This is a genomic window from Alteromonas sp. R7 (assembly GCF_055755235.1).
This window is the reverse complement of record NZ_JBVTQX010000006.1, coordinates 180341-202013: the sequence shown is the minus strand read 5'-3', so window position 1 is coordinate 202013 and position 21673 is coordinate 180341. Positions and strand designations below refer to the sequence as shown.

Below are 21673 nucleotides of genomic sequence, written 5' to 3'. Positions count from 1 at the left end.
CTCAGTAAGGCCTTGGGTTTGGGGTAATTAAACCGGTACCAATAGCGATAAGAATAATAATAACAATGACGGCAGAAGTGAGCACGCGTCGACCAATGTACTTACTCATAGGCCCTTTTGATGTGTCGTTTTTCATCATGATTCGCATCGCCATGAACAAGTTCACAATCATGTACAGCACTAACGCAACAAGGACTATTTTTATCAACATATTCACCTCTGTTTTTATTCTAATTTTGCATGGTGCGAAATAATCATGTTTTCTCGCACTCGCCACGTTATTCCTTGGTTACTCACGGGCTTTAGTGTGGCGATTATGTGCGGTTTAGGGTACTGGCAACTTGATCGCATGGTCCAAAAGCAACAACGCTTAGCTAGCATAGCGCAAAAGCAAAGTAATGGAACCTTGAGTTTAGAAGAGGCGTTGTCTCATGATGATCCTCGGGATATTACCGTATCGTTCAGCGGCGCAATAGACGCTAACCATGTGTTGCTATTAGATAATCAGATTCACAATCAGCGGGTGGGGTTCGATGTCATCGTACCGGTAAATACCAATGTCGGGTGGCTCTTGGTTAACTTTGGCTGGGTGCCTGCGCCAGACTTAACGCGCACGCTACCGGATATAAGTTTTACAAGCCAAACGCGCGAATTAATCGGCGTGCTTAGCGTGCCGGGTAACAACCCCTTAGTGAAAGAAACCAACATGGCTTTGTCGCAAAGCCCCGCGCTGGTACAACACATAGAATTCCCTGCACTAAGCAACGCCTTAGAGCGCAAACTTTTACCCTTTATTCTTCACCTTACCACGCCTGACCCCGCGTTTATTCGTGAACATCAGGCCGTCGTAATGTCTCCTGAAAAGCACCTTGGCTATGCAGTTCAATGGTTTGGTTTAGCTATTGCCGCTGCAGCCATTGGCGGCTTTGCAATTAGTAAGAAAGGACGTAGTTATGAGTAATGCTGCTTCGAAAAAAACATTAATTATTATGGTAGCCGTGTTTGTTTTACCTGTTGTTTTGGCAAAGCTCGCACTTGATAACGATTGGTTTACTAAAGGCGCGACAAATAAAGGTCAGTTGCTCGCGCCGACCATCGACATGAGTGCGCTTTTAGAAAACGCGGAACCTAAATGGCGTTTGTTGTATGTGATGCCAAGTAAATGTGACGCAGTGTGCGAGAACGCACTTTTTAGCATTAACCAAGTGTGGCTTGCGCTAGGTAAAGAATCGGACCGTGCTCAAGCAGTGGTCGTTACTACCGCTTCAAGCGACCAAACTGCGATAGCCGCGCTAGAAGACTACCCTTTTGTCGAAACCTTACCCGTTACTACACCAACGGCGCTTGCCTCTAGCAGTGTTTATATTGTTGATACGCAAAATAACGCCATGCTCTTTTACGACATTAAAGACGATAGAAAAGACGCCGTGATGGAAAGCCGCAACATGCTGGCAGATATGAGAAAGCTCCTAAAATTATCGCGTATAGGATAATGGCCATGAAAAAATTAACCCTATTCAGTATTTTTCTGGCAGCGGTCGTTATTATTCTCGGTGCGTATACGCGTTTGACCGACGCTGGGCTAGGATGTCCCGACTGGCCTGGATGCTACGGTAACCTAACCGTGCCTTTGAGTGAGGAAAAAGTGGCACAAGCTAACGCCGCTTTTCCTGAACGTCCAGTTGAGGCATTTAAGGCGTGGAATGAAATGATTCACCGCTATTTTGCAGGAACGCTGGGGCTGTGTGTACTGGCTATTGCCATTATTGCTATTCGGCAGCGCGACAAAGGCACGCCCGTTAAATTACCTCTGTTACTGCTAGGGCTTATTATCTTCCAGGCAGCACTTGGTATGTGGACCGTGACGCTCAATCTGCTTCCCGTCGTAGTTATGGGGCATTTGCTGGGGGGCTTCTCTGTGCTCTCATGCCTGTTTATTCTCTACCTCCGCTTGCGCAACACCGCAGGCGATGCATCGAAAATTAAACAAGCGCCCATAGCGTCAGCTATGCATGATCAGGATATTACCGACTTACCTCAAGCCAAAGTCTTTCAGCGAAACCTTAAACTTTTCGCCTTCATTGGGCTTGGCGTGCTTGTTACCCAGATTGCTCTTGGTGGATGGACTTCTGCCAATTATGCTGCGTTGGCCTGTACGGAAATGCCGGTCTGTGAAAGCGGTTGGCAGGAAAGAATTGATTTGGCAGGTGCATTCAGTGTGCCTGATGCAGACAACTATGAGTTTGGTGCTCACGATTACGGCGAACGAGTTACCATGCACATAGTGCATAGGTTCGGCGCGGTCATCACGTTTTTATACTTGCTAGCACTAAGTATAAGTGTGTTGGTAAGCCGCTACACCACAAGTAAACAAAAATATGTGGGTGCGTTTATGTTGGTAGCATTGTGCACGCAAGTGGCATTAGGACTTAGCAACATTATCTTTATGCTGCCACTGGCTGTCGCTGTAATGCATAACGCGGTCGCAGCCGTGTTACTTCTCTCCCTACTCAACCTCATTTTTACCGTATTTTTGGTACTAGAAAACGATAACGTCTTCGGTACAGAAAAACGAAATACAGGCTCATTCTCAGGTTCGAAACCACTGCAGGGTGCAGGTGCATTTAGCATCCAAGAAGCGCCTTTGCACGACCCTTTAAACGCGTCAACGTCTTCTCATATTCTCCCTAAAGCACCAGGAGGTTTCCATGGCTAAATCGGTCTCTTTACATGCGCGTACTTCACGTCAGCACAATGTAGTCACGTGGCGAGATTACTATGAAATGACGAAGCCTAATGTCGTCATGTTGTTGCTGTTAACCGCGTTAGTAGGAATGTGTTTAGCTACGCCTTCGTGGGTAAACGCAACCGTACTTATCTGTGGCTTATTGGGTATTGGTATGTTGTCTGCGTCTGCTGCCGTTATTAATCACGTTGTCGACCATAAGATAGATAGTGTGATGGCGCGTACTTTTAATCGCCCCGTCGCAAAAGGCAAGGTTAGCGTAAACAACGCGCTGTGGTTTGCAGGCGTTTTAGGTGTGGTTGGATTTGTAGTGTTGGCTCTTTTTGTGAATATGCTAACCGCGTGGTTAACCTTAGCAAGTTTAGTAGGCTACGCGTTTATCTACACGATGTATTTAAAGCGAGCGACACCGCAAAACATCGTGATTGGCGGTTTAGCAGGGGCTGCTCCACCGCTTCTAGGTTGGACCGCGGTTACAGGGGAAATACATGCCCATGCCCTGCTTTTAGTGCTGATTATCTTTACCTGGACGCCGCCGCATTTTTGGGCGCTCGCTATTCATAGAGAAAAAGATTACGCCAAAGCGAAGGTGCCCATGCTGCCGGTAACCCACGGTGTGTCATTTACGAAAACGTCAGTGTTGCTGTATACAGTATTGTTGGGGCTGGTATGTTTGCTGCCCTACCTTACAGGCATGAGCGATCTCATTTATTTGATTGGCTCAAGTGTGCTTAACATTGGGTTTTTATACTATGCATTAAAGTTAAAATTCGATGCAGAGCCACAAACTGCAATGAAAACTTTTAGGTTTTCAATTATTCATCTCATGGTATTGTTTGTCGTATTACTCTTAGATCACTACATACCACTGAGTTTATGAATCAACGAACTACCGTCGGCCTTGTTGCATTTTTAGCGCTATGTGCAGGCATCGTAGGTGCGCTGTATATCGCGCCCCCAAATGTTGAAAGTCAGCCTGAATACTTTCAGACTTACCCAGAGCCGAGAGCATTATCACCGTTTTCACTTACATCTCATGAAGGTGAAGTGTTTGATAATTCGTCGCTTGAAGGACAGTGGAGCTTAGTATTTGTGGGCTATACCTTCTGCCCCGATATTTGCCCAACTACCATGGCTGAACTGAACGGTATATATCCTGAACTAAAAGCATTAAATAGTGTCGAACCTATTCGAATTGTTTTTGTATCCGTTGATCCAAATCGCGATTCAATTGAAAGACTTTCAGAGTATGTGAGCTATTTTAATGAGGAGTTCATTGCCGTTACTGGAGAGCACAAGGCGCTATTCCCGTTTGTACGTAATTTAGGAATGATGTATGCCATTGCTGAAAGTACCGATAACCCCAACTATTTAGTTGATCACAGTGCATCTGTCGTACTTGTCGACCCTGAAGCTAGGGTGATAGGAAGATTCAAACCAAAAAGAGAGCCAGGAAAGCTATCGATAAGTGATTCCCAGCAAATATTGGCTGATATGCCAATAATAATCTCGAAGCAGTAATATGGAAATCAAAATAAGGCAAGGTGTGGCATCTGATGCTGCGCAAACTACGCCGCTTATATTGAATGCGGCGCAGTCTTTGTTAACGTCTATTTTTGGACAAAATAAAAATAAAACAGCTGAGGGCTACCTGTCTCATGCATGGGAACTCGGTGGCGGGCAATATGGCTTTAAGAATCATTGGGTGGCGTGTAGCGGTGACGAAGTACTCGGCGTTGTGACCTCTTGGCACAGCAAACTCGGTGCAACATTTGATAGGGCGACCCTTGATAGCATCACATCGTACTTTACCCTCGATGAGGCTATGACGGTGCTCATGCGCAATCAGACCGTGGCCATCAATCTTACGCCGCCTACTAATACCGAACTCATGATAGGCCATCTCTCTGTTGAAGAAAGTGCCCGTCGAACGGGCGTGGGAACGATACTGGTAGATGCTATGCAAGCGCGAGCAGAAAAACTGAATAAACGTAAAGTGGTACTAGATGTTGAAGTGTCGAACGTGCCAGCCATTCGTTTCTATCAGCGCCATAGTTTTGTGGAAGAGTCGATAAATAAAGGCTTTATTCGGTTTTCTAAACCTGTATAGGTAAACGTTTCCTTATATAAGCGCGAGCCCAATCGATATGCGCTCGCGCTCAAGCATAGATGTGCCTTATCGACATGCCCTAGTCTGGGTAATTGCCGTTCTCATCTGCCACAAAGAAGGGCGTAGAGTACCAATAATAACGCCCTGATTGCGCATTAGACGGTGCTGTACAATTCACACGTGAACGTCCTACTGGAAGCGTTTCATCAAGGGTAAACGTAAGCACATTTTCTTCTAGGCTAGTCTCTATAGGGTCGCCGCCGAAAAAACAATTTACTTGTGTAAGGCGAACATCGTCACTGTCTATCGTTAAACTAATGGGCGATGACAGGTTTCGCGCTGTCATACGAGGGTCTTTATGTGAACTTTGCGTCACTGGCATGGCAAGACTATTAAGCTTGGTCTTTAGCGTTGCCAAATTGGCGTAAGGACCGGCCGCGGGGAAGCGCGGTAGTGCCTGCATGTCGCTAGATGGGCCCACAGCCCCGGAATGCTGCCCGAATCCAATGTAACCTTCAGCTTTGAGCTTATTAGCGAGCGCCGTGTTGTATTCACCAAACGGGTACGCTAAATATTTAAGGCTAATATCCAGTTTATCTTCAATCTTCTTTTCAGCACTTTCTACGTTCTGCCAAACTTTCTCCAGCCATGCGCGCTCGCCCATTGCTTGCTCACCGTTTAGCATATGAAGGTGGTCTAGCGTGTGGTTGGCAAAAACAACGCCATCGTTATGCATAGCAATAACTTGCTCCCATGTTAGCTGCTTAGGACCTACGCCAATTTCATCAGGGTTGATAAACACGGTATAGGGAAAACCTAGGTCAGCCAGTATTGGGTGAGCATTGTCTAAAATGTTTGCGTAGCCATCGTCAAACGTAATCGCAACCGCATTTTCTGGCAGTGTAGTGTTGTGTTGTATCGCAGAAACAACGTCCTGAAGCGAAACAACAGTGTGGTGTGCGTCCAAGTATTCCATGTGCGATTTAAAGGCTTCAGGCGAAATACTGGTACTGGCTGGTGTTGAAGACGACACATGGTGATAAAGCAAAATGGCGGCGTTAGGCGTGGTGCTCACACTAGAGTCGATGTTACTACCACTTTGTTCCTTTGTAGTGGAAGTCGCATCAGCAACAGGGGTTGTATCTGAGCCTGAAGCAATGCTAGGTGAGACCAACAAAACATTGAAAATTCCCGCAAGCATTGAAGATAAGATCTTCAAACGCGTACGACTCGTCGTTCTATTTTGAATTACATTGTTGGTTTTCATATCATCATCCACTGAGTGCCTAATCAAATTCAATAGCATGGTAAACTCCAAATAATGCGACTTGGCCAATCTTATACATGGTCAAGCTGGTACGCATTTCACTTATGCCGCTGCATAGGTTGATAGTATATAGCGAAATTAACCCCTACTGAGATCATTTATGTCCCCTGCTCAACTAACTCAGCGCTCCTTTTTTGACGACCATTCCCGTCTGTTGGCGTTAGCGCTTCCCATGATTTTAGCGAATATTACTACGCCTCTATTAGGTTTGGTGGATACCGCGGTTTTGGGACACATGTCTTTACCAGCCATGCTTGCAGGGGCTTCGGTGGGCGCACTTATCTTAACGCAAATATACTGGGTGTGCGGGTTTCTTCGCATGTCATCAACAGGCTTGAGTGCACAAGCTAAAGGCTCACCGAACAATACATTAGAGTCAGCAAAAGTGCTGTGGCAAACGGTGGCGGTTGCTCTAGTGTTGGGGGCTGTGGTACTCGCTCTTCAATCTCCTATCTTGTCTATAGGCTTAGCTTTAACTCAGCCAAACAGTGAAGTTGCCCTGCATCTTCAAGACTACTTTTCGACGCGGGTATGGGGCGCACCAGCTGCCATGCTTAATCTGGCATTAGTTGGATGGTTAGTAGGGCAGCAAAAAACGCGCAGCGTCATGGCTATTCAAATTGTGGGAAATTTATTGAATGCGGGACTCGATGTAGTGTTTGTGTTCGGGCTTGGTTTGTCTGTAGCTGGCGTGGCGCTGGCCAGTGTTATCGCTGAGTATACCATGGCTATAATGGCGCTAGCGGTGGCGTTTAAGCGCGTCGGCGGTGTGGCGGTGAGTGCATCGTGGTTTAACCGTGCAGCTCGGAAGGTACTGATGAAACTTAATGGTGACATGCTATTGCGCAACTTAGCATTACAGGGCTGCTTAGCGTTTCTCACCATTCAAGGTGCCCGTTACGGCGAAACGTCGGCGGCCGTCAATGCCATACTCATGCAGTTCTTTGTTCTTATTGCATTGGGACTTGATGGCATAGCCTATGGTGTGGAAGCGCTGGTCGGTGAAGCCAAGGGGGCGTCAGACAGCAGCGAAGTGAAACGACGCACCTACCAAGGGTTAGTCTGGTCGAGTATTTTTGCCCTTATTTATAGCTTGATATTTTTCGCTGGCGGTGAGGCCATTATCGCGCTGCTTACCGAACATAGTGACATTGTAAAAGCTGCGCTACCTTATCTTGGTTTAATGGTATTACTTCCTCTATTAGCGCATTGGTGTTTTTTGTACGATGGCGTATTTGTTGGTCTTACCCGAGCCAGCGCAATGAGAAATACCATGATAATAAGTGCGTTAGGGGTGTATTTCCCCGTTTGGTATCTCACGCAAGATCAGGGTAACGTCAGCCTTTGGTATGCTCTCCTTGCCTTTTTACTCGCTCGCGGTGTGACATTGGCCTGGAGCTTTTATCGTTTAGATAAACGCGGTGAGCTAGCGACACCGCAAAGCTAGTGTTTTATAACGCTTCGCTGACTCTCTCAGTTTTTCTAGGGCATCATTCAGTATTATTTTTTTTGCTACTGTGTTTTTTGCGCAGTTCTTTTTTGCACAATGATAATAGTGTGTAGTTCAGGGTGCTGATCGAATTCAACGTGACGAACAAACCCGCCTGCTTCTATCAATATTTCTATGTATCTATGTAGCCCCAGCGAGGCGTAGTAGACTTCTGGGCCCATCACTTCGTTTGTGTGTTGGCCGCTTTCATCTGTACCCCCACAGCTAAAAAGCAACACTCCGTTATCGTCTAAGTGATCCACTAGCTTCTTAAGCAAAGGCTCTTGCTGAGTTAGGGGAATATGCCAAAAGCTATCCCAAGCACTAATAAACGAATAGTGCTTGGGGATAGTGAATGTACACACGTCGGCGCAATAGAAGGTATGAGCGGGTAATTGGGACGTCGCAATGGCCAGCATATCTTTGGAAACATCAATGCCTTCGTAAGTTAGCCCTGCACTTTCGATAATCGGCACAAAACGATTGGTGCATCCGCAACCTATGTCTAGTGCGTAACCTCGTTTCTTTGGTTTGTCTTTATTGCTCGCTTCTCCCTTATCAAGCGCTTCACTCTTATCATGCGCTTCTCCCTTATCAAGCGCTTCGCTGGGCACCGTATCAGGCTCTTGTGATGGGGTGTCCGCTAAAAATGACAATGCTTTTTGGTAGGCGGTTAACCCATTTGTCTGATTAAATTCAGGACGAGTCCAAAGGTGTGTAATGGTGTCGTAGGCCTTGCCAGTTTCTTCAGGTGTCATATTCCCTCTGTTAGCTGCGCTTTTACTGGTTCAAGGTTAATTCATCTAGCAGCAATGTATAGTGCAAAGTGCAAAGAAGAGAAAAGGCGAAATCCGTTTAGGATATTGAGCGGCCAGACAGTAACACCTATGCAGTTTTGTTTGGTTAGGGCTTATATGTAGACTTAACTAGGCATTACGGAAAACGCTATTGCTCAAAGCGCTATTATTCAAAGGGCTTTGGGCCAGATAGACAGCTAAAAGCGAATAGCCTGCAAAAAGAGCGTGATCATTTAAGCAGGCAGCACTTCAGCTATTTTCTTACGATGTGCGTGGCACAGAGCTTGTTGCCCGCTGGGTCTCGCAGATAAGCAAGGTAAAGTTGGCGTTCCCCATTGCCTCGAATACCCGGTGGGTCCTCGCATGGCACGCCCCCATTCTCGCTTCCTACTTTATGCCATTCATCAACGATGTCTGGTGTTCGAGCGGCAAGGCCGAGTGTGGTGCCATTACCGTGTGTGGCAGCCTCTCCGTTAATCGGCTTTGTTAGCGCTAAAATACCTTTCTGCGTATAGTAAAAAACCCGTCCGTATTCATCAAAAACGCCCGGTTCGTATCCTAATACTCCTAAAATAGCATCGTAGAATTTTTTTGATGCTTCAAGGTCGTTCGCACCAATCATTACGTGGCTAAACATAGCTGTGTCCTCTGAAAATAGTAGGGCCAATTCCCTCTTATCAAAGTTAGGTTATATGTGTTTCGCTACTTACCCTTTGCTAACGCTTTAGGGAGCTAATGCAAAATCTACCGCAGCTGAAGCATGGATAGCGGTAGTATCGTATAACTTAACTTTGGTGTGATGTTGTTGAACTAATAAGGCAATTTCTGTGCAGCCTAAAATGATGCCTTCAGCACCCTCGGCCGCCAGTTCATTTATAATGTCAATATACGCGTTACGGGATTCAACACAAATCACGCCCTTGCATAATTGTTCATAAATAATGTTATGAACCGTGTCTCGTTGTTGGGCATTTGGAGTAACAACATCAATGCCAAAAATCTCTTTAAGGCGTGATGTATAAAAGGTTTGTTCCATGGTGAAGCGGGTGCCCAGTAGCCCAACTTTCTTAACCCTATCTTGTTGCAACACGCACCCCGTAGCGTCGGCAATGTGAATAAGTGGAATGGTGATCTTCTGCTCTATGTCTGTTGCTACTTTGTGCATGGTATTGGTACAAATTAATATGGCTTTTGCACCCGCAGTTTCTAAGTGCTTCGCCTCGCGGATCAGTATATCGGCGGTTTTATCCCATTCTCCTTTATGCTGAAGCTGCTCTATGTGGGCAAAGTCAACGCTGCTTATTATCAGCGGTGCGCTGTGAAGGCCGCCAAGTCGAGCGTTTACACCACGGTTTATGGCTTGATAGTAACTGACCGTTGATTCCCAACTCATTCCGCCAAGCAGGCCCAGCTTCTTTGTTGTATTCACCACAGCTCCTTTTCATATTGTTAGGCACTTTGCGCAACCGCTAATCTACCTATAACCCGAGACGAGCGCTAGGCGAACATAAATGAACGGGAGTCAGCTTCGCAATGTAGAGTATGGCGTATGGGTAAAACTGAGTGCAATCAGACTGGCTTACATTAAGAATAGGGCAAGAAGGTATGGCGTAGAGCAGGAAGTAATCAGAATTTAGGCGGTGGCTTTTTGTTTTTTATAAACGAAAAACGCTGAATAAAAATTCCCCAGTAACCCAACATGGCGATAGCGAAACCGACAAATAATATAAGAAGGCTCAGGTAATGCAGCGTGATATGAAGTTCACTTAAGGTAAACAACAGCAAGACGCCGACAACGAAAATAGATAGACCTATTTTGAATCGTTGCCAGCTTTTGTGAATGTCTTGCTTTAGCATGAGATAGTTATCGAGATATACACTTAAGCAAGTGCAATATTACGCTTAGTAGTAAGAGTGCTCACCCGCTTGGTGCTCAGTCGCATCGCGCACGCCCTTAAGCTCGCCAGCGAATTGCTCAACCATTTGCTTCTCAATACCTTCTTTAAGCGTTACGTCTACCATTGAGCAACCATTGCAGCCGCCGCCGAACTGAAGTATGGCATAGCCATCGTCAGTCAGTTCTGTCAATACAACATTGCCACCATGGCTCGCTAACTGAGGATTGATTTCCGACTCAATCATATAGTTAATTCGCTCAATTAATGGTGCGTCGTCAGACACTTTACGCGCTTTTGCATTAGGTGCTTTTAAGGTTAACTGTGAGCCCATTTGATCGGTAACGTAGTCAATTTCCGCTTCCTCTAAATAAGGCGCGCTTTCTTCATCTACGACCGCATCGAAACCATTAAATGGCAAACGGGTATCTGTTTCTTCAACCGCGTCTGGTGGGCAATAGGACACGCCACACTCAGCCGACGAAGTGCCTGGATTTACGACGAATACACGAATATTCGTGCCAGACTCTTGTTTACTCAACAGTTTTACGAAGTGAGCCTGGGCTTCTTCTGATATAGTTATCATCAGCAAGTCCTACATATTTTGAAATTTGGATTATTGTATCAAATTTACCTGAGTAAAACAGTCAGGTATTAATTAAATAAATTATTCCAGTGAATCGAATTTGTTGAGAGGCGTGCACATCGACACTATTCTCAACCATAACAACAAGACGGGAAGCGCTATGTTCGCGAAATTGCATTACACCGCCAAAAAGAATCCATTCTCACTCGTTTCATTATTAGCCCTTGGTACCATCGCCTTTGGGGCAACAGCCAGTCAGAAATCATTAGCACAACCCGCCTCTGCTTCAACTGTTACTATTGCACCTGATGTAGGCGGGCAGCCGGTGACAGCATACTTACCTGACACGGTATCCTACAACCCAGCTATTCCCACGCCTGAATCGATACTAGGCGCCAACATTGGCGAGTGGCATGTGCGTCACGACCAAGTCGTCAATTATATGAAACTACTTGCCGAGAAGTCTGACCGTATCACCATTGAAGAAACCGGCCGTACTCACGAAAACCGCCCACTTCTGTTACTGACAATCACAGCGCCCTCAAATAGAAACAATATTGAGGCGATGAGGCAGCAACACATTGATGCAATGGAAAGCGGCAAGAAAGTAGGTAGCGATGCTCCCCTTATTTTCTACATGGGCTACAGTATTCACGGTAACGAGCCTTCCGGAACCAATGCTTCACTTGCGTTGGCTTATTATTTCGCCGCGGCTGAAGGTAAAGAAATTGATGCCTTGTTGAATAACAATATTGTGCTGTTTGATCCGTCTTTCAACCCCGACGGGCTTTCTCGATTTGCTCAGTGGGCAAATATGCACAAGGGCAAGCAGCTGGTTTCTGACAGTCGACATCGTGAACACGATGAGGGGTGGCCGTCAGGTAGAACAAATCATTACTGGTTTGATTTAAACCGCGACTGGCTATTGCTGGCGCACCCAGAGTCGCAGGCGCGAATTAAACAGTTTCATAAATGGCGCCCACATATCCTCACCGATTTTCATGAGATGGGGACAGACAGCACCTATTTTTTCCAGCCTGGTGTGCGCTCGCGTAAAAATCCACTGACGCCTGATGAGAACGTAACGCTAACTGAAGCGCTTGCCCAGTATCATGCTGCCGCGTTTGATGAGCAAGGGGAGCTCTATTTTACCCAAGAAGCGTTTGACGATTTCTACGCAGGCAAAGGCTCGACCTACCCAGATTTACACGGCAGTGTGGGTATTCTTTTTGAGCAAGCAAGCTCACGGGGCCACATTCAGGACTCTATTAATGGCAAGCTTGCCTTCAAAGACACCATAGCAAATCAAATTACTACGTCTTTAAGCACTTTTAGAGGCGCATTGGCAAATAAGGCTGCTATTCTCGATTATCAATCGGGTTTTGTTAAGAGCACACAGTCACTGGCTGAAAAGGATGAGCAGGTAGGTTTTGTTGTTAGTGCATCGAATGACACAGCTCGCTTTAACGCATTTGTTGCATTGCTTGAACAGCATCATATTAATTACGAGGTGTTAACGAAAGATGTTGAGGTAAGCAAAGTTCGCTATGGTGCAGGTCGCGCGATTTATATTCCTTCAAACCAGCCTCAATACCGTTTAGTAAAGTCAATTTTCTCTACCCAAACCTCGTTTGAGAACAACACGTTTTACGATGTATCAACGTGGAATTTGGCTTTGGCTTTCAATTTGGATTACGCGCCTCTAGATAGGGGCGATGCGCGAAGCCTAAAACTTAGCGACAACACCGCACTTGCACAACCAACACTTAACGATATTCACCCAGACGCATACGCGTATGCGTTTTCATGGCAGCAGTACTATGCGCCAGCCATGCTGCAAACGTTATTGGAAGCTGGCGTTAAGGTGCGTAGTAGTGAAGAAGCGTTTTCCGCTATTAAATACGATGGCAACAGCATTGAGCTTCAGCCTGGCAGCATAGTTGTACCGAAAGGTCTGGGTCAGCCAGAAAACTTGGCGGCCATTTTGCGCGATGCGCAACAGCAACTTCAGGTGCCTGTATTTAGTTTGCGCAGTGGGTTAACACCCACGGGGCACGATTTGGGTAGCCGGAGCATGGCACCTGTTACCTTGCCACAAGTGTTAATAGTGGGCGGTGAAGGTACCAGCGAATACGAAGCAGGTGAAATATGGCACTATTTCGACACAAAAGTGGGGCTAGCTGCCAGTATCGTTGAGCAACAACATCTGACAAGCGCGCTTAATGATCCTAGCGTTACTTATACGCACCTTCTATTCCCTAGCGGTGGATATCGCTTTAGTGAAAGTGAAAGAACTCAAATTGAGCAGTGGGTGAAAGCCGGTGGCGTAATCGTGGGGCAGAAATCCGCGTTGCGTTATTTCGCTCAACATAAATGGTTAGACGTAGAAATTGTTAGTCGAGAGAGTATTGATAACGCGTTCGATGAAAGCGAACTCAGCTATAAAGATGGCGCTTCGTTATACGCCAGAAAGTTGGTGGCTGGCGCTGTGTTTGAAGCCAATATCGACAATACTCATCCATTGTTCTACGGCTATGATGACGACACGCTACCCATGTTTAAAACCAATAATATGATAGTGGAGGCCAGTAGTTCACCCTTTATAACGCCTGCGCGCTACACTGATGAGCCTCTCATGGCTGGGTTTAGTGACAAAAGAATGGTTGCGCTAATGGCTGAATCAACTGCTGTGACGACTCAAAAAATGGGTCGCGGCGTTGTCATTGGCTTTACCGACAATACGCAGTTTAGAGGGTACTGGTATGGCACGAACAAGATGCTGGCCAATGCAATCTACCAATCGCACTTTATTCGCTAAATCAGTTTGAAAGGCGCGGCGAATGCCGCGCTTTTCATTATCACCGCTTCTGATCACTAGGCTTTCTGATACAGACTGCTTTTAGGCGGTGGCGTAAATGCCGCGACCCACACCTGAATGTGTAAATTTGGGTAGCGTTTTTTGAGCCTTTTACTCAATGTATTCACGGTCACGCCGGTGGTGAGTACGTCATCGACGATTGCAACGCTGAAGTTGCTGCCATCTTTAATACCTTGCGCTATTGCTATCTCATCATCGATACACTGCGTCGATAGGCTAAATACACGGCTTGCGTTTTCGGCTCTCGCCATTTTGGATAAGTGATGCTGCACGCTAAAGCCCCGTCGTTTGGCCCACGACTGGTTAACCGGAATATTCAGCTCACTACTTATGCTTTCACACAGAAGCGTAGCCTGATTGTAGTGCCGTGTAGCAAGTCGCCATGCACTAATTGGCACCGGAAGCAGCACATTGGGCACTGATAAAGTGCACTGTCGCATTTTATGGACAAACCAGTTACTTAATACTTTTCCTGCCGTAAGGGAATGCGTAAACTTTAACTGGTGAACCAGCGATGACATTGGCCACGTATGAAGTCCCAAAACGCGTAACGCGTCATAGTGGCTATGCTTGACGTGGCCTGCCACAGGGCCATATTGAAGTAAATTACTTCCGTGCAACGTGGCATCGAAAAAAAATATGTCATCTTCACACCAGTGACATACTGGCGTAGGACTTGCCTGATAACATAGCAAGCATGAAAGGTTCATAGTGTTGATTCCATCAACTTCCTTGAATTGTCGAACGTCGACCTGTTTTCATTATTTCGTGTTGCCTCAAAAACACGTGACTGCCTAAGGAGGTGTAAATGGAAAGTTTGCATACAAACGGCGAGCTTGTCACCCGTACTCAGGGTACAGGCGTAGATGTGGTATTTCTTCATGGTTGGGGTATGAACAGCGGAGCGTTCACATCCTTTATTCCTTATTTAAGCGATAATTTTCGCGTCACCACCATAGATCTTCCTGGGTTTGGGGAAAATGCAGAGTTCGTCCCGTCACCGTATAACGTGGAAACATTGGCTCAATCCGTTGTGAACCAACTGCCAGACCAGTGTGTGTTGGTTGGGTGGTCATTAGGTGGACTAGTTGCGCAAAAGTTAGCGCTGTTAGCACCAGAAAAACTTACCGGACTGGTAACGATTGCTTCAACACCTCGATTTATAGCAGGGCCTTGTTGGCCGGGTATTGCTGCCGATTTACTTTCAATGTTCGAGACTCAGCTTGAAAAGAACTATCAGAAAACACTGGAACGTTTTTTGGCAATTCAAGCGATGGGCAGCGAAACGGCAAAGCAGGATATTAAGGCGATCAGAGAACAGGTAACCCAATTCCCAGATCCCGCCGAGGAAGCGCTTAAGAAAGGTTTACGCATATTGTCTACTGAAGACATGCGTCAAGACGTGGGGCGAATAACTACACCCACGTTACGATTGTATGGCAGGTTAGATAGTCTAGTGCCGACCAGCGGAATAGATCGTATATGTGAGCTACATCCGCAGGCTGATACCGTTGTTCTGCCTCATGCGTCGCATGCGCCGTTTATTTCACATCCTCAGCAAACTGCTGACATTTTATTTCGCTTTGCCGCTGGCGTTTACCAGCAAAAGGCGTCTTAATAAAGCGATGACATGAAGCTTCAAACCGCCGCTTGCCGATAGTTTGAAGCCTTTCTTATCTTTGACAGCTTAATAAAAATCGCCTGCTTACAATAAGTTAATGACAGGGTGTGATACATGTCTTTCCATTTGTGTGGAATTGGTTAATAATTGCACATGAGAGGTTAGGGGTAGTGTATGACAAGTATCGATGGTTTAGGTGCAGGCTCTGCATTTGCAGCGGCTCAATATGGTTTACAAAATGCCAGCGACGGAATTTCGCAGGCAGCATCAAATATTGCTCAGCGAACTGCTGAGGATGCGGTAGCACCCGCTCAACCTATTGCGACCAATACCGACACGACAAACACGTCATTGAATTCAACGTCTACCTCCACGCGTCTCACTGACGACTTAATCGCGCTCAATGTAAACGAACGTAATGCCCAAGCCTCTGCCAAAGTATTAGGTGTTGCCGATGAGATGCTTGGTACCATCATAGACGTGCTTGCGTAGGTGGAACAGTTACGGTGAATATCGTTACACCAATCCTTAACGCCATTGCTTATCCCACGGCGAACATAAATACAGAGTCTGCACGTAGAGATAACGTGCAGCGAGAAACTATTCCCCAAGCGTCAGATTCCCAGCAAGGGGCTTCTCAAAAAGGCTTAGGGTCAGAAGCCGATAAAGCGAAGAGCCCCGGCCAGCCGCCAGCGCCGGTTACTTACGAGCGCCCTCAGGTACAAACAGAACTTCAAGCTGCCTTTCAAAACGTATTTGGGCAACAGAAAGATAATGCGCAAGATGAGAGTGCAGGCAAGCAGGGCGCGCAAGACAGGCAACAAGAACAGCAAGAGAAACAAGACGCTGCTGAAATTGAGCAGTTAAAAGCCCGCGATCAGGAAGTGAGGGTTCACGAGCAAGCGCATGCTTCAACAGGCGGTCAGTACGCCGGTGCTCCGCAATATGAATACACTACAGGCCCTGACAATAAACGCTATGTGACCGATGGCGAAGTGTCGATTGATGTTTCAGAAGAAAAAACGCCTGAAGAAACGCTGAAAAAAATGGAGCAAGTGCGCGCAGCCGCCCTCGCACCAGCTGAACCTTCATCACAAGATTTAAAAGTGGCTGCAGAGGCTTCTCAAAAAGCCACAGAGGCCCGTAGCGAGATTGCCAAAGGCCAAACAGAAACGGCTTCAGCAGGTTCTACCTCAGCACAAAGCAATGGCATTGTCGCAGACACTGGGGCAGCTGTGCAGCCCGATACAAATATAGGCACCACAACCGATTCCACTGCGAATATGGTGTTAGATAATCAATCTTCATCAGCAGACACACAAGGCTTTCAGGCAAATGAGTCTAATGCGATGCAAACACGGATTGGCCGAATTCAAAATGCTTATTTGCAAGCTTACACCCCCTCTAGAGAAGGTTTATCGCTTCAAGCATGATAACGTGTAATTAACGCTAGCTGCTTAACATTGCACGAACGATTTAGCCCGTCATAGCTAAGGGCTAAATCGCGAAAAAAGCACTTTCACTTCCCTTGCATTGCCTTCAAACCAGCAGGACTTAATAATCCAGTATTGCCTTTGTAAACGGATATTTAGGTGAGCCGCCAGTGATGTCTGAAAGCACCGAGTTCATGGTATCTACGTCGCTATCGAAGCCGCCGTGGGACGTGGCGGCGGTGGCATCACCTTCTTTCCCCTCACTGTACTTAAACGTCACGTTAGGCAGCGGCTGATTAAACACAGCCATACCTAACAAGGGCATCTCTGGTTTGGATTCAAACGCATTTGATACTAAATAGAGCAACGACTTCTGGTAAATACGCGCCACGTGGTCATCTTTTTCCAACGCTTCAGATAAGTTGTAAACCGTGGTCGATTCAATGTGTTTCCCTTCTATAAGCGCAGAGAGCTTTTCGTTGAACAAGGGGTAGCTAATGGCTGGAGCCAGTAAATGCAGACTCTTAATCGTTATGTTTTCATCAACTTTACACAGCCTAGATAGGCTGTGAGCATGAAAAATAGAGCCAGCAGAATGCCCTACAACATGCAGCTTAATATCTGAATTGTCTTTCAAGTAGGCGGCCAATTGCGTTAGGAAATACGTACCATCTGATGTGGTACGGGTAAAAGGCGTGCAAGCGTCTGATTTCATTTCTCGCCACAGTGCGCCGCCTACTTTACGTGTTGCCCATTCTAGTATGCGGTCGGTGTAGTCAGTGAAGGCTCCAACTTTGTTGCTAATCTCTTTATTCTTAAAGCCCAGAATATCCTTGAGTTCTTCTAGCATACCCGTGTCGTACATGAAGTGAATGGGGTAAATATCGTTTTTAAGAAAGGTGTCTTTCATTGCTGCAATGCGTTTAGCCGAAGCTTTTATGCTATTTAAGCCGCCGTGTGCATATAGCATTACATGGCGATGGTTACTTTCGGAAAGTTTTTCAATAATGGCATCGACGTGGTTTTTATTGCTCCAATATTTACTTCTGGTATCAAAGTGCCCGTCGTCGAAATGAACGAAGTGATCTTGAATGCTCACCCGTGGTGTGGAGCGAGAAAACAAACCCTGTGCAATAGAGCGCGTAGCTTGGTGGTAAGTCCCTGTACCTGAAATAGGAAGTGCGAGTTGAACAACCCATGCATCCATAATGTTTAACGCCCAGTCATCGTAACGCCAAAGTGCCAGCCCTGACTTCTTCCAATCCGTCCCCCAGGAGTTTTGGATCCAGAACCCTTCATCGTTATAGCCAACAATGGCAAACGCATGGCCACCCATGGGTTCAGGCCTTAAGCTTATTACATCACCTTCGCTATCTTTCCAGCCTTCATGAATTCTGGCAGAAACAAAGATTACGCCCACTTCGTTAAGCGCCGCATGAAAATCGCTAATTTCTCGTTCAATACGGTAGTACGCACCTAGCCTGTGATTGCTTGCATTGTTAGCAATAGCTAGGGTCATTTCAAATTCGTTGCTGTGCTTAATATCTTCAGTTAGTGACTCGTTACATACGCCACTGTTGTACCACCCCTTAATTGCACCGCGGCAGCTAGAGCCTTCATACGCTTCACCTAACCACTCATCATGACGTTTAGCCATGGCATAAAGCATCCACGGGCTAACAGTATGTTTTCGGCCTTGCTGACGGTAAATGAAATTAATGGTAGCGGCCAATGCAAAGCCGGTGCACGCTCCATCTTTACCTTGGTCTAAAATAACCAAATTGCCTGGCGGGTCGATAAAAGGCTTAAGTGGAGTAAGATTTGGCTGGTAATAACGATCCCGAAGGTCGGGGTAATCGGCGCTGACATTCAGCATGTTTTTTGAGACAGGCGAGTTCATAAAATCATCCTTTGATGAGGGCAGATAATCTTTGCTGTACAGTTGGATGATTACGCTCGTACACCAAAGGTTAGTGGCCCTTAGCTCATTATGGTTGTCCGAAAGTGCTGCCTAGAAAAAGGCTGTGGTCAAATGAGCAACATTACCTTCGTTAAACGTTAAGGCTCTAAAAGCATGTCAACGGCCTTGCTAAACGCTACCAATATACGAACTTCGGTTTCGGTGTGACCCCCACCTCTTCATTATTTCGGTATTCTCTATTTTGGTGCTTTTGGCTAAAGAGTTTTTGGGCACATGAAATTTCTATGCGCCGAACTAATGTACCACAATCTAATGTAGCAAAAACGGCAGGCTAAATGGAAGCGTGATACAAAAAGGGCCTGTCAGTGACAGGCCCTCTATAAGCAACAGTAAATTATGTTGAGTCGCTACTGTTTACTTTTTTGCTTTAGCAAATGCATCAGCAAAGGCGTTGCCCATGGCGCTGTTTTGAGGCTGGCTGTTGCGATTGCCACCACCCTGATTTGAACGAGGGTTAGCTTTAGGGTTTGTACGCCCAGGCCCTTTGTTTTGTGCTCTGCCTGCACCTTGGCTATTAGCTCCTTTACCTGAGGTTCCCTTACCTGAAGCGCTATGGCCGCCTGCATTATTGTTTTGACTCGGTGTATCGTCTAAGCGCATGGTGAAGGAGATACGCTTGCGAGGTACGTCAACTTCAAGCACTTTTACTTTGACGATATCGCCTGCTTTAACTACCTCGCGTGGGTCTGAGATAAACTTGTTAGTCAGTGCTGAAATATGCACCAGTCCATCCTGATGTACGCCTACATCAACGAACGCGCCAAAATTGGCCACGTTGCTAACCACACCCTCTAAAATCATGCCTGGTTTAAGATCGTTAATGGTTTCAACGCCTTCTTTAAACGCGGCAGTTTTAAACTCTGGACGAGGATCGCGGCCTGGTTTATCCAGCTCTTTCAGAATGTCTTTAACCGTTGGCAAACCGAATGCGTCGCTGGTAAAGGTGTCTGGCGACAGGCTTTTTAGAAGCTCGGTATTGCCGATGATGTCATTAACAGCAACAGCAGTCGTATCTACAATTTTATCTACCACTGGGTACGCTTCGGGGTGAACCGCAGAGGCATCAAGTGGGTTTGTGCCGTTTACAATGCGAAGGAAGCCTGCCGCTTGCTCAAAGGCTTTAGGCCCTAAACGTTCGACTTTCAATAGCGCTTTTCGGTCTGGGAAAGCGCCATTAGTGTCTCTGAAATTAACAATGTTATGCGCTAGGGTTTTATTTAAGCCCGATACATAGCTCAAAAGCGCGGGCGATGCAGTGTTTAAGTCAACGCCAACGGCGTTTACACAGTCTTCAATAACACGGTCTAGCGACTTGCCTAACTGGCTTTGGCTTACGTCATGCTGATATTGGCCTACACCAATAGCTTTAGGCTCAATTTTAACCAGCTCTGCCAGCGGGTCTTGCAAGCGTCGAGCGATAGACACTGCGCCGCGGATTGACACGTCAAGGTCAGGCAATTCTTTTGAAGCAAGCTCAGAGGCTGAATACACCGATGCACCTGCTTCACTGACCATAATTTTTTGTGCGGTAAGCTCGCTGTTGTTCTTGAGCATTTCGCCAACGAGTTTGTCTGTCTCGCGCGAGCCAGTACCGTTGCCAATGCTGATTAAATCTACTTTGTATTGCTTGCACAACGTGGTGAGCGTGCGAATAGATTTATCCCACTGGTTTTGTGGTGCATGTGGGAATATGGTGTTGGTTGCGACCACTTTTCCTGTGCTGTCTACGACCGCTACCTTAACGCCGGTTCTCAAACCTGGATCTAAACCCATAGTGGTTTTTGCACCTGCAGGTGCAGCCATCAACAGGTCGTTTAAGTTTTTAGCGAATACCTCAATGGCTTCCTCTTCAGCGCGCTCACGAAGGGCGCTGAATAGCTCAGTTTCCATGTGTAAACCAATTTTGATTTTCCACGTCCACTGTACAACTTGAGCTAAGAAGTCATCTGCACCACGGCCGCGGTGCATAATATCGTAATGGCTGGCAATAATATGTTCGCAATGCGATGGGCCGTTGTCTTCTGACTGCGGGTCGGCATCTAGCTGAATGTGTAGCATGCCTTCGTTGCGGCCTCTAAACATCGCCAGCGCGCGGTGAGATGGTACGTTCTTGTACTTTTCACTGTGTTCGAAATAGTCTTTATATTTGGCGGCTTCTTGCTCTTTACCTGATACAACCGTGCTTTTTACATAAGCGTTTTCAGTTAAGTACTTGCGCACTTTTGCCAGCAGTGTAGCGTCTTCGGCGAAGCGCTCCATTAAGATATAGCGGGCGCCTTCTAATGCTGCTTTAGTATCAGCAATGCCACTATTTGCGTTAACGTATTCGCTTGCTGCACTTTCAGCATCGGTATCTGGGGTAGAGAATAAGGTATCAGCGAGAGGTTCAAGGCCTGCTTCAATCGCTATTTGGCCTTTAGTGCGTCGGCGAGGCTTGTACGGTAAGTACAAATCTTCCAAGGTAGTTTTGCTGTCAGCACTGGTGATACTGCTTTTAAGCTCGTCGGTTAGTTTGCCCTGTTCCTCGATAGATTTAAGGATTACATCGCGGCGCTCTTCAAGCTCTCGCAGGTAGGTTAAGCGCTGCTCCAAGGTACGCAGCTGTGTGTCATCAAGGCCTTGTGTCACTTCTTTTCGGTAGCGCGCGATAAAAGGTACGGTAGACCCTTCATCAAGAAGTTTAACAGCGGCAGTTACTTGCGAAGGTTGAACGCTAAGTTCATCTGCAATTTTATTGATAATCATAAGTCGCTCTAAGATACTAAAAATTCGCGTCAGGCAATGGCGAATAAACGGTGTGTGAAAGGCTT

Annotated in this window: 20 protein-coding genes; 11 read left to right on the top strand and 9 right to left on the bottom strand. The window is 46.5% G+C overall.

All coding sequences use genetic code 11. The features are described from left to right. Window position 1: 1 nt before the first annotated feature. Window positions 2–211: a DUF2909 domain-containing protein gene (locus AC0J2X_RS11795; RefSeq protein ID WP_039221374.1), complete on the bottom strand. Its 210-nt coding sequence runs from the start codon at window positions 209–211 to the stop codon at window positions 2–4. A gap of 45 nt (window positions 212–256) precedes the next feature. Between AC0J2X_RS11795 and AC0J2X_RS11790 the strand changes: the two genes are divergently transcribed. The 6 genes from AC0J2X_RS11790 to AC0J2X_RS11765 are packed head-to-tail and all read left to right on the top strand — an operon-like array spanning window position 257 to window position 4856. After that, on the top strand, window positions 257–961 hold the full coding sequence (locus AC0J2X_RS11790) for an SURF1 family protein (RefSeq protein WP_061096216.1): 705 nt from the start codon (window positions 257–259) through the stop codon (window positions 959–961). Further along, window positions 954–1493 carry a hypothetical protein gene (locus tag AC0J2X_RS11785; protein WP_014951380.1) on the top strand — a complete coding sequence of 180 codons (540 nt, stop codon included), beginning with the start codon at window positions 954–956 and terminating at the stop codon, window positions 1491–1493. Before AC0J2X_RS11790 ends, AC0J2X_RS11785 begins: the two co-directional genes overlap by 8 nt. Window positions 1494–1498: 5 nt before the next feature. Next, on the top strand, window positions 1499–2716 hold the full coding sequence (locus AC0J2X_RS11780; RefSeq protein ID WP_278711925.1) for a COX15/CtaA family protein: 1218 nt from the start codon (window positions 1499–1501) through the stop codon (window positions 2714–2716). Beyond that, complete coding sequence (gene cyoE / locus AC0J2X_RS11775) at window positions 2709–3626, top strand: heme o synthase (protein WP_014980735.1); 918 nt, start codon at window positions 2709–2711, stop codon at window positions 3624–3626. The genes AC0J2X_RS11780 and cyoE overlap by 8 nt, the downstream gene beginning before the upstream one ends. Next, entirely contained in the window at window positions 3623–4267 is a 645-nt protein-coding gene (locus AC0J2X_RS11770; protein WP_014977801.1) for an SCO family protein, read from the top strand. The genes cyoE and AC0J2X_RS11770 overlap by 4 nt, the downstream gene beginning before the upstream one ends. Window position 4268: 1 nt before the next feature. Further along, window positions 4269–4856 (top strand): GNAT family N-acetyltransferase, encoded by a 588-nt coding sequence (locus AC0J2X_RS11765; RefSeq protein WP_014951376.1) that lies wholly within the window; start codon window positions 4269–4271, stop codon window positions 4854–4856. Between the two features lie 79 nt (window positions 4857–4935). Here the strand turns inward: AC0J2X_RS11765 and AC0J2X_RS11760 are convergent, their stop codons facing one another. Then, on the bottom strand, window positions 4936–6162 hold the full coding sequence (locus AC0J2X_RS11760) for a polysaccharide deacetylase family protein (RefSeq protein WP_278711926.1): 1227 nt from the start codon (window positions 6160–6162) through the stop codon (window positions 4936–4938). 121 nt (window positions 6163–6283) lie between these two features. Between AC0J2X_RS11760 and AC0J2X_RS11755 the strand changes: the two genes are divergently transcribed. Beyond that, window positions 6284–7630 carry an MATE family efflux transporter gene (locus AC0J2X_RS11755; protein WP_061096212.1) on the top strand — a complete coding sequence of 449 codons (1347 nt, stop codon included), beginning with the start codon at window positions 6284–6286 and terminating at the stop codon, window positions 7628–7630. Between the two features lie 65 nt (window positions 7631–7695). On the opposite strand, the gene AC0J2X_RS11750 is transcribed toward AC0J2X_RS11755, so the two are convergent. The 4 genes from AC0J2X_RS11750 to nfuA form a co-directional block, all read right to left on the bottom strand. Then, window positions 7696–8430, bottom strand: coding sequence for a class I SAM-dependent methyltransferase (locus AC0J2X_RS11750; protein WP_069945215.1), 735 nt, complete (start codon window positions 8428–8430; stop codon window positions 7696–7698). A gap of 292 nt (window positions 8431–8722) precedes the next feature. Beyond that, window positions 8723–9106: a VOC family protein gene (locus AC0J2X_RS11745; protein ID WP_069945214.1), complete on the bottom strand. Its 384-nt coding sequence runs from the start codon at window positions 9104–9106 to the stop codon at window positions 8723–8725. An 87-nt stretch (window positions 9107–9193) separates the two neighbouring features. Further along, window positions 9194–9898, bottom strand: a complete 705-nt coding sequence (locus AC0J2X_RS11740) for an aspartate/glutamate racemase family protein (protein WP_061486839.1) — start codon at window positions 9896–9898, stop codon at window positions 9194–9196. Between the two features lie 473 nt (window positions 9899–10371). Further along, complete coding sequence (gene nfuA / locus AC0J2X_RS11735; RefSeq protein ID WP_014951369.1) at window positions 10372–10950, bottom strand: Fe-S biogenesis protein NfuA; 579 nt, start codon at window positions 10948–10950, stop codon at window positions 10372–10374. A gap of 160 nt (window positions 10951–11110) precedes the next feature. Between nfuA and AC0J2X_RS11730 the strand changes: the two genes are divergently transcribed. Beyond that, the gene (locus AC0J2X_RS11730) at window positions 11111–13768 is read left to right on the top strand and encodes a M14 family zinc carboxypeptidase (RefSeq protein WP_069945213.1); all 2658 of its coding nucleotides are present in this window, start codon (window positions 11111–11113) and stop codon (window positions 13766–13768) included. 56 nt (window positions 13769–13824) lie between these two features. Here the strand turns inward: AC0J2X_RS11730 and AC0J2X_RS11725 are convergent, their stop codons facing one another. Next, window positions 13825–14538 (bottom strand): ComF family protein, encoded by a 714-nt coding sequence (locus AC0J2X_RS11725; RefSeq protein ID WP_014980725.1) that lies wholly within the window; start codon window positions 14536–14538, stop codon window positions 13825–13827. A 98-nt stretch (window positions 14539–14636) separates the two neighbouring features. On the opposite strand from AC0J2X_RS11725, the gene bioH reads away from it, so the two are divergent. The 3 genes from bioH to AC0J2X_RS11710 all read left to right on the top strand — a co-directional run bounded on the left by bioH (window position 14637) and on the right by AC0J2X_RS11710 (window position 16882). Then, window positions 14637–15446 (top strand): pimeloyl-ACP methyl ester esterase BioH, encoded by an 810-nt coding sequence (gene bioH, locus AC0J2X_RS11720; RefSeq protein ID WP_278711927.1) that lies wholly within the window; start codon window positions 14637–14639, stop codon window positions 15444–15446. A gap of 177 nt (window positions 15447–15623) precedes the next feature. Further along, a complete protein-coding gene (locus AC0J2X_RS11715) occupies window positions 15624–15941 on the top strand; it encodes a hypothetical protein (protein ID WP_278711928.1) in 318 nt (105 codons plus the stop codon). 14 nt (window positions 15942–15955) lie between these two features. Further along, window positions 15956–16882 (top strand): putative metalloprotease CJM1_0395 family protein, encoded by a 927-nt coding sequence (locus AC0J2X_RS11710; protein WP_156087273.1) that lies wholly within the window; start codon window positions 15956–15958, stop codon window positions 16880–16882. Window positions 16883–17003: 121 nt separating this feature from the next. On the opposite strand, the gene AC0J2X_RS11705 is transcribed toward AC0J2X_RS11710, so the two are convergent. After that, window positions 17004–18782 carry a C1 family peptidase gene (locus AC0J2X_RS11705; protein WP_278711929.1) on the bottom strand — a complete coding sequence of 593 codons (1779 nt, stop codon included), beginning with the start codon at window positions 18780–18782 and terminating at the stop codon, window positions 17004–17006. A 435-nt stretch (window positions 18783–19217) separates the two neighbouring features. After that, on the bottom strand, window positions 19218–21608 hold the full coding sequence (locus AC0J2X_RS11700; RefSeq protein WP_278711930.1) for a Tex family protein: 2391 nt from the start codon (window positions 21606–21608) through the stop codon (window positions 19218–19220). Between the last annotated feature and the right edge of the window lie 65 nt (window positions 21609–21673).